At 58.6% G+C, this 15234-nt stretch carries 11 protein-coding genes; 9 read left to right on the top strand and 2 right to left on the bottom strand.

Annotation, left to right across the window (positions count from 1 at the left end; all coding sequences use genetic code 11):
- Positions 1–12: 12 nt before the first annotated feature.
- The 9 genes from HND55_06660 (at position 13) to HND55_06620 (ending at position 12713) form a co-directional block, all read left to right on the top strand.
- Positions 13–1551 carry an IS66 family transposase gene (locus tag HND55_06660; protein QKK02357.1) on the top strand — a complete coding sequence of 513 codons (1539 nt, stop codon included), beginning with the start codon at positions 13–15 and terminating at the stop codon, positions 1549–1551.
- A 34-nt stretch (positions 1552–1585) separates the two neighbouring features.
- Entirely contained in the window at positions 1586–2335 is a 750-nt protein-coding gene (locus tag HND55_06655) for a hypothetical protein (GenBank protein QKK02356.1), read from the top strand.
- A gap of 48 nt (positions 2336–2383) precedes the next feature.
- The gene (locus HND55_06650) at positions 2384–4246 is read left to right on the top strand and encodes a peptidoglycan-binding protein (GenBank protein ID QKK02355.1); all 1863 of its coding nucleotides are present in this window, start codon (positions 2384–2386) and stop codon (positions 4244–4246) included.
- Between the two features lie 7 nt (positions 4247–4253).
- Positions 4254–5102, top strand: coding sequence for a DUF1837 domain-containing protein (locus HND55_06645; GenBank protein ID QKK02354.1), 849 nt, complete (start codon positions 4254–4256; stop codon positions 5100–5102).
- Positions 5092–8217, top strand: coding sequence for a DEAD/DEAH box helicase (locus tag HND55_06640; GenBank protein QKK02353.1), 3126 nt, complete (start codon positions 5092–5094; stop codon positions 8215–8217). The genes HND55_06645 and HND55_06640 overlap by 11 nt, the downstream gene beginning before the upstream one ends.
- A gap of 114 nt (positions 8218–8331) precedes the next feature.
- A complete protein-coding gene (locus tag HND55_06635) occupies positions 8332–9717 on the top strand; it encodes a hypothetical protein (GenBank protein QKK02352.1) in 1386 nt (461 codons plus the stop codon).
- 36 nt (positions 9718–9753) lie between these two features.
- Positions 9754–10188 carry a hypothetical protein gene (locus tag HND55_06630; GenBank protein QKK02351.1) on the top strand — a complete coding sequence of 145 codons (435 nt, stop codon included), beginning with the start codon at positions 9754–9756 and terminating at the stop codon, positions 10186–10188.
- 67 nt (positions 10189–10255) lie between these two features.
- Positions 10256–10489, top strand: a complete 234-nt coding sequence (locus tag HND55_06625; protein QKK02350.1) for a DUF2188 domain-containing protein — start codon at positions 10256–10258, stop codon at positions 10487–10489.
- A gap of 391 nt (positions 10490–10880) precedes the next feature.
- Positions 10881–12713 (top strand): sodium:proton antiporter, encoded by a 1833-nt coding sequence (locus HND55_06620; GenBank protein QKK02349.1) that lies wholly within the window; start codon positions 10881–10883, stop codon positions 12711–12713.
- Positions 12714–12798: 85 nt separating this feature from the next.
- Here the strand turns inward: HND55_06620 and HND55_06615 are convergent, their stop codons facing one another.
- Together HND55_06615 and HND55_06610 are read right to left on the bottom strand one after the other, a co-directional pair.
- Positions 12799–13863, bottom strand: a complete 1065-nt coding sequence (locus HND55_06615; protein ID QKK02348.1) for a phosphotransferase family protein — start codon at positions 13861–13863, stop codon at positions 12799–12801.
- A 25-nt stretch (positions 13864–13888) separates the two neighbouring features.
- Complete coding sequence (locus tag HND55_06610; protein QKK02347.1) at positions 13889–15124, bottom strand: acyl-CoA dehydrogenase; 1236 nt, start codon at positions 15122–15124, stop codon at positions 13889–13891.
- Between the last annotated feature and the right edge of the window lie 110 nt (positions 15125–15234).

Genomic DNA, 15234 nt, shown 5'->3' with positions numbered 1-15234 from the left:
TATACTTTCTGCATGTCGTCGGCCGTCAACAAAGCCTCTGTTGCAGATCCCTCAACGGCCGATCAGATCGCCGCTCTCCAGGCGCAGCTGGCCAGCCAGCAGGCAACCCTCGAGGCGCGCGAAGCGCGCATTCATCAGCTCGAAGAGATCATCCGCACTTTCCAGCGCAAGACCTTTGCCGGCACCAGCGAGCAGGCCAGTGCAGATCAGCTGGGCCTGTTCAACGAAGCCGAGGAGATCGCGGCAAGCGAGCCCCCCGAGGTCGCTGTCAAGCCGCACTCTCGCCAGCGTCGGGGCCGGCCGGCCCTGCCGCCGGAGCTGCCGCGCGAGGAAGTCATTCACGACCTGCCCGAGGCCGACAAGGTCTGTCCGCACGATGGTGCGGTTCTGGAGCGCATCGGCGAGGAGACCTCCGAGCAGCTCGATATCATTCCGGCGAGCGTCAAGGTCATCCGCCACGTCCGGCTGAAGTACGCCTGCCCCTGCTGCGAAGGGCATGTGGCCACCGCCACCAAGCCCGCCCAGCCGCTGGGCAAGTCGATGGCCGCACCGGGCCTGCTGGCCTACATCGCCACGGCCAAGTACGTCGACGCCCTGCCGCTGTACCGACAGATTCAGCAGTTCGCGCGGCTGGGCGTCGAGCTCGACCGCACCACCCTGGCCAACTGGATGATCCGCTGCGGCAAGCTGGTCCAGCCCCTGATCAATCGTCTGACCGAGCAGATCCTCGAAGCCCCGGTCATCGGCATGGACGAGACCACCGTCCAGGTCCTCGACGAACCCGGCAAGCCGGCACGAAGCAACAGCTACATGTGGGTCATGGGATCTGGCCCACCAGGGCAGCGGCTGCGGGTCTATCACTACGAAGCCAGTCGTGCCGGCGATGTGCCCGTGGCGCGCCTGGAAGGCTTCTCCGGTGCCCTGATGGCCGACGCCTATTCCGGCTATGGCGCGGCCTGTCGAGACCATGGCATCACCCGTCTGGGCTGCTGGGCCCATGCCCGGCGCAAGTTCTTCGATGCCGCCAAGCTCCAGCCAAAGGGCAAGATCGGACGCCCGGATCAGGCCCTGGCGCTGATCGGCAAGCTCTACCGGATCGAGCGCGAAGCCCAGGCGCTGAACCCGACCGAGCGCCACCGCTTGCGCCAGGACAAGTCACAGCCCGTCATCGACCAGCTGAACGCCTGGTTGACCACGACACTGCCGCGTGTCGCCCCAAAGACCAAGCTGGGCGAAGCGCTTCAGTACCTGCACAACCAATGGCCAGCGCTGGTGCGCTACCTCGACGATGGCCGCTACCCGATCGACAACAACGCCATCGAAAACGCCATCCGGCCGTTCGCCATCGGCCGCAAGAACTGGCTGTTCTCCAAGTCACCAGCGGGCGCTCGCGCCAGCGCCAACCTCTACAGCCTGATCGAAACCGCCAAGGGCCACGCCATCGAGCCCTATGCCTACCTGCGTCAGGTTTTTCAAGAGCTGCCACTGGCCGAAACCATCGACGATATTGACGCATTACTGCCGGGCAACGTCAAGGGTGGGGATTTGTAGGCGCTTACTTCATAGCGGATTTCGAAGGGCATATATGGATAACAAAGACAACAAACGCGGATTTTCTGGGCTCTCCGATCTGACCTCGGACACCCGAACTGTCCCACAGGCTCAACGCCAAACCAGCCCACAGCCATCAGCGCCACAAAAACCAGTGTTCGCCTTGCTGGAGCTGACCAAATGGCCGACCCTTCCTGCCCCATGGTCGAGCGTTGATAGCGGCGAGACCTGGATCTGGGGAGATTTCTTCCTGACCTTCCAGAAGAAACCGAAGAACGTTCTTGACCTCACCATGGAAATGCAGGGGAAGAAGGCCGAGTACCGGGGGATGACCTATCACTACGCCATTTCGGTTTTCTACCGCATCGACAGGAATCCTCACGGACCATCGCACCGGCCGATCATGACCATTGCCCTCGAGCAGGCCGATATGGGCATGCTGGCCAAAATGCTCGGCAGCGAAGCTGGCGAGCTCCTCCAAGCCGAGGGTGGCAGCAAAATGGGACCGCTGATGATTGGTCTCTTTACCGGCGAGACACGATTGAACCTTGGTGATTATGAAGGCGACACAAGCCCACAGGCGGTCAAACGGAGGTTTTTCGAAATCCTGGGTCGGCAGTTGGGAGTAAGCGGCCAGCCAAAGATGATAGGCGACCTGGCGCAGGCGCATGGGCATCCGGAAACGGGACTGCCCGCCAAAAAGAAAAACTCTGGATGCGCCCCGGTGATTCTTTTGTGCATTGGCATTGGTGGCCTGGGCGCTTGGGGGCTGACGTTCATATGAGGGAGCTTGGCATGAGATTGGTTTGCGATACGGAAGGGGTTAGTGCCCATGGCTGGTGATAACGACAAGGACAAAAAGGGCTTCTCCGGGCTTTCAGACTTGGCGTCCGAGGTCAGTGACATCAATGAGCCAATAAAGCCTGAGCCAAAAGCAGAGGCTAAGCCCTCAAGGCCTAAGCAACCACCCCAGCCTCAGCGGGAAATGGCCCCTTCCGAACCCGAGCGGAAAAATACAAGCTCTCCTCCGCCTATTGAATCCGTGAGCTCTGGCAAAAGCGGCGGTGGCTCGGGCGGCAAATGGGTTCTTGGCATTATCGGCGTCATTTTCGTGATCTGGCTGATTAATAACGGCGGGCAAAGTAACAAAAAACCCTCATACACTCCGCCATCATCGTCGCAAAACTACAGCTACCCGCAGAGCACTCCGGCTCCGGCAGTTCAAACGCCAAGCACAACCCAAAGCGCCGGGCTGCAATATACAAAACCTTCGGTCGGCACCAACAACGTGCTGTCCGTGCCGGAAATTCGCTGGTGCATCCGGGAGGGCATTCGCATTGAAGCGATGCGGGACGTCATCGATAACAATGCGGGAATCGATGAGTTCAACCGGATTGTCAACGATTACAACAGCCGTTGCGGGAGCTACCGGTATCGCGAGGGTTCCCAGTCTCGAGCTGAACGTGATGTGGAAGCCTACAGAAGCCAGATTGTCTCGGAAGCCATTCGCGAGGCCAGACAGTTGGGGCATTCGTATCAACCCTCCTATCCATCGGTTTCGCCAGGCGTATCGACCAGCGCCGCTCCCAAGAAGCCTAATGCCCAATACACGAGGGAAGCTCAACAGATTCTGGCCGACCTCGGTTACGATCCCGGACCAGTGGATGGCGATTACGGCCGCAGGACTGCCGACGCCGTGAAGGCCTTTCAGCGTGATGTTGGTATCACGCAAGATGGCTGGATTGACGAAGACTTGCTGAGCACGCTCCGGAGAGCAAAGGCCGCTTATAAACAGCCTGTCGTCTCGCAACCCAAGCCTCAAACCCAGGCAAGTGTACAGCCGCGTTCCAGCACTCCTTCGGCGACCACTACAGCGACGGCAGGCTACTTTACTCGCGGATCACATCAGGATGAGGTGCTTCGGATTCAGGGAACCCCGTCCAGAGTTAACAAATATAGTGACCATGAGGTGTGGAACTATGGTTTGAGTTCGGTTGATATCTCTTTGAGAGATCGCCGTGTCACCGAATGGAACAATATCAGTGGCAATTTAAAGGTTCGACTGGCCCCAGGAGGTAATGTTACCAGCAGCCCATATTTTACGCGAGGATCACACCAAGATGATGTTCTAAGGGTGCAAGGAACGCCTTCTTCCATAAACCGTTACTCGGATCATGAAGTATGGAACTATGGGCTCAGTTCAGTGGATATCTCCTCACGTGACAGGCGCGTCACAGAATGGAACAACATTAGCGGAAATCTTAAAGCTCGAATGTCTCCCGGCTCGAATGTCACTAATAACCCTTATTTTACTCGTGGCTCACATCAGGATGATGTTCTCCGTGTTCAGGGTACGCCATCCTCAATTAACCGATACTCCGACCACGAAGTTTGGAATTATGGACTTAGCTCGGTAGATATATCTGCGCGGGACAGAAGGGTCACTGAGTGGAACAACATAAGCGGGAATTTGAAAGTGCGATTGAGCCCTGGGGGAAATGTCACAAGCAACACTTATTTCGGTCGTGGATCACATCAAGATGATGTGCTTCGGATTCAAGGCACTCCAACATCAATTAGCAGATACTCCGATCATGAGGTTTGGAGCTTCGGTTTGAGTTCGGTTGATATATCAACGCGCTCTCGGCAAGTAACTGACTGGAATAATATCAGCGGAAATCTAAAGGTAAGATGATTTTCAAATGCCCTGGACTTCGGAACACACTAAATGGCTCGTCGATACTGGCGAACGACTGAAGACTGCCGACGGCAAGGAAGTCGAAGTCTGGGAGTTCCGTCATGAGAAAGATGAGGCAGTGCTCTCCGCATGGGCGAAACACTTCCGCAATCATTATTGCCTGGATGCTGAAATCGATTTCCTGCGGGGCAAACGCCCGCGACCGGATTATCTGACCAATATCAAGTTCCCGTGCAAAACATCCAAACTCGGTCCAGGAATCCGAGCGGGAGATTTTGGGGAAATCCTGGTTTCCGATTACCTGCAATGGCTTCTCGGTTACTGGGTGCCCAGGGTGCGGTGGTCATCGAAGGTTGTTCGAGATGAATCGCCCAAGGGCAGCGATGTCATTGGATTTCGATTTCATAAAAAAGACGGCGACGCCTCCACCAAGGACGTGTTGTTTGTCTTTGAATCCAAGACAAAATTCTCCGCCTCTAAGATCAACCGCCTGCAGGATGCCATCAACGATTCTGCCAAAGATCATATTCGAATCGATGAATCGCTGAACTTCATCAAACAAAAGCTCTTTGAAAAAAAGGAAATTGAACAGGCTCAAAGGATCGAGAGATTTCAAAGCCCCGTAGATATGCCTTATAAGGAAACCTACGGCGCTGCGGCTATCATTTCTGATGAGTGTTTCGACGCCGATGAATTGGCTTCGGCAGACTGCCAAAAAATTCCCAAGTCAGCGAAATCCAAGGAGGTCTTTCCTCATCCAAATGGTGACAGCCTAGTCCTCTTGGTTATCAAGGGACCCGGCATGATGGACCTTGTCCACGAGCTCTACAGGAGGGCTGCGGATGAGGCCTGATAGAAAATCCAATCGTCTTTTGGGTGTTACTCGATCAAAAGCTAAGATGATTGAGTACCATGTACCTGAAGAATATCAGGAGATAGATTTATCACTACATCCAAATAAGCTCTTCACTATCTCGATTGGCCTGCTGGGTGACCTCGCCGCCGCCATCAACCGGGAGGAGCCAGATCCCGATTCCCTCTCGGAGCTGAAAACCAATCTGCTATTTTCCGCCCGCTTTTTCGACTCCTATCTCCAGTCAAAGCTGAACGAGACACTTGATCCATACCTCGTGCTTTTGGGCTCCGCCTCCTATTACCTGTGCGATCTTCCCGGAAGCGCGTCGGTATTGGCGAAGCGCATCGATGGCGACTGCCCGGACTTGGATGGCGATAGTTTGGAGGACCTGTTGCTCTGGTTGCTGCAGGCCGATCTGGAAACCTATTTTGATGGAGCTGAGGGGCCGTTCGGCGGATTCATCGACGGGATTTCAAAGCGGATTCTCCAGTTTTTCGAGGATGGGAACGGCGAAGAAAATCTCCTCGATTTGGCCACGAAGCTGCGGGACGCCGTCTATGAATTCGGCACTCCCAGGCAGCTTCTGTTTGGTGATGTGATCGCGGCCGTTCTGAGGAAAAAACTGGAAAATTCCGCCTGGAAGGCTTTGCCGTCATATTCGGGGCTGCCCCGAGACAAATGGCTCCACGCGCTGCAAAAGGATTCGTTCATCAAGGAGCTCTGGCCTGCACAACACCTTTTGGGCCAGGCGGATGTTCTCAAAGGCGAGTCTGCCATCGTTCAAATGCCCACCAGCGCTGGTAAAACGAAGGCAACGGAGCTGATCCTTCGAAGCGCGTTCCTGGCTGAGCGCGTGTCACTGGCCATCATCATCGCCCCGTTCAGGGCACTGTGCCATGAGATCAAGAACAGCCTTGTCGAGGCGTTCCACAACGAAACCACCAAGGTGGATGAATTATCCGATGCCCTACAGACCGACTTCGAGATTGCCGAACTTCTGGGGCACCAACAGATCCTGGTCGTAACCCCCGAGAAGCTGCTCTACGTCCTTCGGCACGCTCCGGAACTGGCTGCCCACGTTGGCCTGCTGGTTTTTGATGAAGGCCACCAGTTCGACAGTGGCACCCGAGGCATCACATACGAGCTGCTTCTGACGTCGTTGCGCTCCATGATTCCCGAAGCAACTCAGAAGGTGCTGATCTCAGCGGTCATCAGCAACGCCGAGGCTGTCGGAGAATGGCTGAACGGCGAGCCCAATGTTGTCGAAGGCACAACCCTGATCCCGACTTTCAGATCGGTCGGGTTTGCGAGCTGGCTCGATCAGTTGGGAAGAATCGAGTACGTCGACAGCCGTGATGCCGAACAAGGCGAGTTTTTCGTTCCGAGGGTGATTGAAAGATTCAATCTCGGGAGGAAGAAGCGGGAAAGAACTGACCGTTTTTTTCCTGAAAAGACGGACGGGCAGGCTATCGCACTATACCTTGGTCTTAAACTGGTCCCAAATGGCAGTATCGCTGTTTTCTGCGGAAGAAAGTCGACAGCGGCCAGCGTCTGCGAAAAGGCCGTCGATATTATCGAGCGTGGCGCACCCCTGGCCTTGCCGTCAGATTTTTCAGACGCACAGGAAGTTGAGCGGCTGAGACATTTGCATGTCGAGAACCTCGGCGCTGACGCCCCGGCGTCTCAGAGTGCGGCACACGGCATTTTCTCCCATCATGGCAATACGCCGCATGGTATCCGGCTGGCGGTGGAGCATGCCATGCGCGACGACCTTGTGCGATTCGTTGTTTGCACATCCACCTTGGCGCAGGGCGTAAACCTTCCGATTCGATACCTCATCGTGACCAGTGTCTACCAGGGCATGGAGCGCATCAAGGTTCGCGATTTCCACAACCTCATTGGCCGAGCGGGTCGAGCCGGGATGCATACCGAAGGCAGCATCCTGTTTGCCGATCCGGTGATCTTTGACAAGCGGAAGGCCCGTAACGACAAATGGCGCTGGGACCAGGTGAAAGAGCTTCTGGAACCGCGCAATTCTGAGCCATGCATCAGCAATCTTCTATCGATCTTCGATCCCATCAAGAGCGATGACGAGAAATACACCATCACCATGGAGGCACTGGATTTTGCCAAGGCCTATATCGACGATCCTGATGAAATTGCCAAGCTGGCTGCGGGGATAGCCGCACGACATGGAGACAAAAATTTCTCCCGAGACGGTGTCGAGCGGCAAATTGCCTGGAGAATCAGCCTAATCTGTGCAGTCGAGAGCTTCCTGTTATCTCATTGGGATGAATCTGATGATGGTCTTTCGGAAGCTGATGTGACCCGCCTGGCCGAAGGGACGCTGGCTTTCTTCCTGGCTGATGATCAGAAAAAGGAGCATATCCGCGAGTTGTTTCAGCTTCTCGGTGGGAACATCTCTGCAAACATCACAGATCCGGCTCGCCGTAAAATCTATGGCCGGACGCTTTACGGTATTCAAGATGCCCAAGCCATCGAGGGATGGGTCCAAACCAACGCCGACAGTCTGCTTTCGATTGTTGATGAAACAGACGCGCTCGATCTTGCCTGGCCATTGCTTACCCGGCATATCAACAGTGGAGTATTCACCAAGTTCGATAAGCCGGAGGTGCTAAAAGAAATCGCGCATGGGTGGATCAGTGGAAAACCCTTCAGCGATCTCCTGAAAATCATCCGTAAGCGAAAAGCCAAGATGATATGGGGCACCCGCCGGAGAGAGTTCAAAATCGATCATGTCGTCGATGTCTGCGAAGGGACGCTCGCTTATGACGGAGCGCTCGTTGTAGGCGCTGTGTGTGAATTCATCGAAACCCTCGACCAAGATGGCACTGGAGACCTGATCAATCGTCTGCAGCTTTTTCAAAAGCGCCTGAAATATGGTCTTCCGACCGAAACCACCATAGCCCTTTACGAGCTTGGCTTTTCGGACCGCGTCATCGCTCAGGATCTTGCCGCATCCCTAAACCTGGCAGCGACCCAGAAGAAGGATCTCGTGAAGGCGCTGAAAAAAGATCAGGCCGGAGCCAGGGCGGTAATGGAGAAATACCCAAGCTATTTCCAGGAGCGAATGAATGAACTCCTGCAATAGAAATCCAGATCATCGATCCAATCTATCTCGCGCTCTACAGTTGGCCAGATTGTTAGGGGACCGCAGAGCCTACGGCAGTTCTATGGGAAAGCACGCATTTCCCCAGGAGTGGGCATGAATCAGCAGACGCAGCCATCACCAAGAGAGCATCATTTCTACGTTGCGATAGCCAAGTTCCTTTTCCACCATCCGGAGCATGGCATTGTGTCTGTGGGGGACCCGATCAAGATCAAGGACGCAGAGCGGTACGGGCTCAGCCCCCTCATACTATATGGAATCACCGTTGCCGGGTTGCCCATCCGGTGGATGACCTTCACCCCAGTCGATCAGCTCAGGTCCTTCCGGGATGTTCTTCTGGAGGCGTGGTGTAACGCCGAGGGCTTGCGTGGCCGACCGGACATCCTGCGGATCAACCGCCACCTCGCGACTGCCAGCCCTGAACTGGTAGAGGAAATGGCAAAAATTGGTGTTCGGGTCGAGGTCGCCGATGCCAAGGAGAAATCCCTTCCAGCTTCCCTGCGCTCAGCCCAGGATTCAAGCCGGTGGCTACTGAGGAAGCGAGACGGAAATGACCGGTCTCTTCCCGGGTCCATCCAGGCCCTTTGCCGGTACGCTCAAGTTGACCACGATTTTCGTGTCAGGGATGGCCACAGAGGCGTGAATAGCCGCGAGGTTGAAGACAGAATCCAGCAGTGGCTGACCTTACCGACACAATTGCCGGTGTTAACGGTGACCGGTGGACTCGATTGGGAACCCGGTCCATGGCTGTCATCCTGGGAGACATCTCTGCCGCCAGACCAGCCCCGTTATTTCAACCACGATGGGTTTGATGGCAGTACCTGGCTGCTGACAGGGGAGAAGGCACCGGAGGATATCGTCGAGGATGATGATTTCTGGGCCGACAGTGACTATGACAACGCGGCCGAGATCGCCAAGAACCTCGTGGCGTGCTGGCCCAATCCGCCTGCAGAGATTGCCAGGTGTGCCGGGATCACCCTGCGGGAACTTCAATGGTTCACCTCGGGGAAGGCGTCCCTTGACCGGCATGCGCGTTTTGGCCTGGAGGCCTTGCTCGGTATCGAATACGACGAAAGCGTGGGTAGATATGTAGAGGCCGGACCTTACGTCCTGGTGGCCCACAAACCACTGGCCCTCAAGGAAGTCTATGAAGGCATTTCCGGCGGTGGAGATGCATGTCCCTGTGAGATTGTCCCTCGTCAGGGAGCCGCCGATCCAAGCTGGCGATACGTGTTGATCAACACTTATGGAGAGCCCCCGAGCATTGTGATGGCACCTCGCGGAGCAAAAATCACAGAGCGCCTTCCTGAGTTGCTTATGAATTATGGCGGCATCAAGACTGTCGCCCCGGAGTTCTACCGGGATGTCGTTTCTACCTGCGCCCGGGCCTGCCGCGAACCTGCTGCCAACATCCGGGAGATGAAAGACTTTGTGAAACGCTACGAAGCGCACTGGGCAGATTGCGCTTGGCAGCCGGAGTGAACCTGTCTGGTTGAGCCAAAGCGCGGAGATTGATCAATGGAAACGGCAGATATGCCATTCGAGCAGAAAAAATTGGGTCGCAAGCATATCAAGAGCTTCGCCAGTGGCATCGCTCATATGTTTGCCTGCTCGGCCCAGCATTATGCCTGGCTGGCGTACCAGCACCGGTTGCCGACGGTGACAATTGACCTCCTGGAACTGCGAATCGAACCATCGGAATTCGACATTGAGAGGAACCGGACTCTTGCCGGGATGTGTCAGAGAACACTCCTCCGCAACGCCGGGCAACTGGCACCACCTGGCGCTGTGGTTACGGCGTCTCTCTCTGCCCACTTCGGAATCGATGACTATTCGGAGGACGGCCGTTCTGCCTCGATTGGCAGGTCCGTTTTCACGGTGATCCTGACCGATGACCGAGGCAAAGAGTGGCGCGTTGACCATGCTGAGGAGAGGATGCTGATTCAATCGTAGCCGGTGGGTGTTTGGGACCTTACAGTTCAGCCCATTTCAACCGAAACCAAGTAAAGAGGAGGCGACCATGCCAAAGAAACCAGGATCACATCATGTAGTCCCGAACGCCGATGGTGGCTGGGACGTCAAGAAAGACGGCGCGACCCGTAGCAGCGGCCACTTCGACAAGAAGCAGGATGCCGTCGATGCCGGGCGCAAGATCAGCCAGAACCAAGGCACCGAGTTTTACATTCACGGCAAGGACGGAAAGATCCAGAACAAGGACAGCCACGGGAACGATCCGTATCCGCCGAAGGGCTGATGCTCTGGCCAATTCGATTCCCGTTTTGGGAACCGAACCGGCGTCCGAAAACCGGATTCGAAGTTGTTGAGGCTCAGCGCCAGGTATCCGGTTTTACTGCAAACCCGTCACCCTCGTCCGGTGCCGGGAAATCAGGGGAGAAAATCATTTCTCTGGTCAGGTTGTTGGGAAGTGGTTGTGTGAGATGACTTCGGCGTTTATTATCAAGGAGTTACGAGGAGCGCGGGCTTTGAGACTGTTTTGCGGTAGGTCGTCGTTCCCTCCACCAAATCCAGATCCCCGACGAGCGAGCCGGCCACCGTGCCGGCTTTTTCGTGTCGAGTGACGGGGTACACTAGAATGACCCGGTCGATATTGCGACCGCAGCGATGCGGCGATCGGGGACACCACCATGCACATCGCCACCCTGCTTCTGATCATCCTGGCCGCCGGGCTGGCCAGCCAGTGGTTGGCCTGGACGATTCGCCTGCCGGCGATCGTCATCCTGATCGCCACGGGACTGATGCTCGGCCCGGTCACGGGGCTGATGGATTTCACCATGGCGCCGGCGGAGCTGGCCGAACTGATCGGCCTGGGCGTGGCCATCATCCTGTTCGAGGGTGGCATGGATCTCAGGCTCGGCGAGTTCCGCCGGGTCGGCCACGGCATCACACGCCTGACCACCATCGGGCCGCCGCTGGCCTGGCTGTTCGGGGCGCTCGCGGCACACTACGTGGCGGGCCTGAACTGGCCGGTAGCAGTCGTAATTGGAGCGATCCTGGTCGTGACCGGTCCGACCGTGATCGGCCCGCTGCTCAGGCAGGCACGGCTGAACAAGGAGTCGGCCTCACTGCTCAAGTGGGAGGGCATCGTCAACGACCCGGTCGGCGTGCTCCTGGCCGTGCTGTCCTTCCAGTTCTTCACGCTCTACGGCGAGGACTGGAGCGACGTCTTCCTCGGGCTGGGCAAGGCGATTGCCGTTGCGGCAGTACTTGGCGGCGCCGGCGGCTGGCTGACCGGCTGGTTCTACCGCCGCGGCGCGGTGCCGGCCCACCTCAAACCGCCCATGCTGATGGTGCTGGTACTGGCCGCTTTCTGGGCCAGCAACCAGGTCCAGCACGAGGCTGGGCTGCTGACCGTCACGGTCATGGGCCTGGTGCTCGGCAACATGCAACTGGTCGAACGCGAGCCCCTGCGCCGCTTCAAGGAAAACCTCACCGTTGTCCTGGTGTCGGTGCTGTTCATCGTCATTCCCACCCAGCTCGAGCCCGGGCAGCTGGCGCTGATCGACGCCCGCGCGGTGGCCTTCGTGCTCGTCGTGGTGCTGCTGGTCAGGCCGCTGACCATCGTTCTGGCCACGCTCGGTGCTCCGATGCGCGCAGCCGACAAACTGCTGCTGGCCTGGATCGCGCCGCGCGGCATCGTGGCCGCCGCCACCGCCAGCATCTTCGGCCCGGCCCTGGTCGAAGCCGGCTACCCGCAGGCCGAGATCCTGATGCCGCTGGTTTTTCTGATCATCCTGGTGACCGTGATCCTCCACGGCGTGACCCTCGGGCCGCTGGCCCGACGCATGAAACTGGCGGCGGACAATGAAAACGGCCTGCTGATCGTCGGCGCCAACGACTGGACGCGCGCGCTGGCCGCCGAGCTGGGCGCCCACGCCATCGACGTGGTCATCGCCGACGGCTCATGGCGCCGGCTCCAGCCAGCCCGCATGGCCGGTATTCGCACCTACTACGGTGAACTGCTGTCCGAACACGCCGAACACGAGCTCGAGGACGAACACCTGAGCTACCTGCTTGCGGCGACCGGCAACGACTACTACAACGCGCTGGTGTGCAAGGCGCTCGGCGGTGAGTTCGGTCATCACCGCAGCTTCCAGCTGGCCCCGCCGCGCGAGGCGCGCGACGAGCAGCGCCGACTGACCCTGCAGCAGCGCGGCTATTTCGCGTTCGAGCCGCCAACCGACCTACAGCGCCTGCGGCAACGCCTGGATGAAGACTGGTCGATCCAGGCCACCCGTCTGAGTGACAGCTTCGACCGCAAGATGCTCGAGGAGCGTCTCGGCGAGCCAGGCGAGAACTGGATACTGCTCGGCGGCATTACGCCGGAAGGTCGCTTGCGGCTTTCATCGCCCGAGCACTCGTTCAGTCCCGATGCCGGATGGCTGCTGATCTACTTCGCGCCTGACGGGGCAATGTCGGAGACCAACCAACGCACCGAACCATCCGCATCCGGAGACTGAAGCGCTGGCGCGGCTGCGCGCCAGCACAAAGCCGGCGCGCGGACATGGCCGCAGGAATCAGGGGCATGGCTGCACCAAAGTGCCGTCAGCGCCCGGCCTTGCGGATGATGCGGCGACAGCGCCAGTCGAAATAATTGATCAGAACCCAGAAGTGCCTGAAGGCCGGATTGCGCGTTTGGCGGTGGTGGTAGCGGTAGTAGATCTGCTGGGCGATGCCGGCCAGCCGGAACAGACCGAACACCTCGTAGAACGGCCAGTTGTCGCAACGCAGTCCGGTCTTTCCAAGGTAGTAGTCGACGACCTCCCTGCGGCGGAGCATGCCGGGCAGATGGGTGGGCTGGCGGCGCGTGGCGCGCATCAGAAAATTGTCGCCGGACTCGACCCAGTAGGCCAGCATGCTGCCCAGCTCCATCAGCGGATCACCGACAGTAGCCAGCTCCCAGTCGAGCACGCCGAGAATGCAAGTTGGATCATCGGCAGCCAGCACCAGGTTGTCGAACCGCCAGTCGTTGTGGATCACGCAGGCCGTAACATCTTCGGGCGTGTGATCTTTCAGCCAGGCACGCACGCGCCTGAAGCTCGGCACGTTGCGGGTGCGCGCGTTGCAGTATCGGCGCTCCCAGCCGGTGACCTGCCGCATGCAGTAGCCCTGACCCTTCCCGAACCGGTCCAGGCCGGTGGCCTGCGGATCGACCGCATGCAGATCGATCAGTGCATCCAGCATGGATTGGCACAGTTGCCGGACGCGGTGCTGATCCAGGTCGACCCCGCGCGGCAGGTTGGCGCGCGGGATGATGCCCTCGATGCGCTCCATGACGTAGAAATCACAGCCAAGTACCGATGGGTCCTGGCAGGCCGCCACCATCCGCGGAACCAGCGGGAAGGCCGGCTTGAGCAGCCACTGTATGGTGAACTCGCGCATCATGTCGTGCGCCGAGGCAGCCTTGGTACCGGCCGGCGGCCGTCTGAGCACGAAGTCACGTTCCGGGTACTTGAGTCGATACGTCCAGTTGGACGCACCGCCCGAATACTGGCTCACCGCCGGCCTTCCGGTCAGGCTGGGCACCTGCCCCTTGAGCCAGGCATCCACTGCATCGGTATCCAGCGATTCACCCTCGCGAACCGCTCCTGCATTGTCAATCACGCCCATGTTTGCAACCTGCTGGCACCTGCCATCATGTGCGCGTGTAGCCGCGCCGCGCCAGCTCAAGGCGTGCCACCATGCCCTTGTGCACTTCATCGGGCCCGTCAGCAATTCGCAGCGCACGGGCCTGGGCAAAGAACGCCGCCAGCGGCAGATCGCGCGTCACGCCCGCGCCACCGTGCAGCTGTATGGCCATGTCGACGACGTCCTGAAGCATCCGGGGCGCGACAACCTTGATGGCCGAAATCTCCGACATCGCCGCCATCGTGCCCACGGTATCCATCTTCCAGGCGGCGTAGAGCGTCAGCAATCGTGCCTGATCGATCGCCACCCGCGCTTCGGCGATACGCTCGCGGTTGCCGCCAAGATTGATGATGGGTTTGCCAAAAGCCTGGCGCGACATACCGCGGTTAACGGCCAGCTCAAGTGCTTTTTCAGCCGCACCGATACAGCGCATGCAATGGTGGACGCGACCCGGGCCAAGTCGCCCCTGCGCAATCTCGAAACCCATGCCGGGCCCGGCGATGAAATGATCGACCGGCACGCGCACATTCTCGAATGTAACCTCGCCGTGACCGTGCGGTGCATCCATCTCGCCGAAGACCGGCAGCATGCGCTCGACCCGGATACCGGGTGCGTCCAGTGGCACCAGCACCATGGAGTGCTGGTGATGACGGTCCTGATCGGGATTGGGCGTACGGGCCATGAATATCGCAACCCGGGCCTCGGGATCGCCAAGTCCGCTGGACCACCACTTGCGGCCGTTGAGCACGATCTCGTCACCCTCAACGACGGCGGTCGCTTCCATGTTGGTCGCATCCGACGAGGCCACATCCGGCTCGGTCATGCAGAACACCGAGCGAATCTCGCCGGCTAGCAGCGGTTCGAGCCAGCGCCGCTGCTGCGCCTTCGAGCCGTAACGCCACAGGACCTCCATGTTGCCCGAATCCGGCGCGTTACAGTTGAATACCGTCGCCGCGAGCACGCTGCGCCCGGTGGCCTCGGCAATCGGCGCATACTCCTGAATGCTCAGCCCGGCACCAAGCGCCTCATCGGGCAGAAACAGATTCCACAGACCTTCTGCGCGGGCCCGTGCTCGGAGTTCGCCGAGCACGGCCGGTACCCGCCACTGTCGCCAGTCGTCATCCGGGCAAGCGGCACGCACCTCTTTCCAGAATTCTGCTTCGACCGGTTCGATCTCCTGCTCGATGAATCGTCTGGCCCGTTCAAGATACTGACGCGCGCGCGGGCTGTGCTCGAAATCCATGATGTCTGACTCCTCAACAGATCGGCTGGGCGCAGAGTAGCACCGGTGGCGGTACCAGCCAACGTGGCCATGCGCCCGTTTGCGCCCCGCACTCCCCGGATCCTTTCTTA

The sequence above is a fragment of the Pseudomonadota bacterium genome, from assembly GCA_013285445.1.
Lineage (GTDB): Bacteria > Pseudomonadota > Gammaproteobacteria > Xanthomonadales > Wenzhouxiangellaceae > Wenzhouxiangella.
This window is presented reverse-complemented; position numbering and strand designations above follow the sequence as displayed.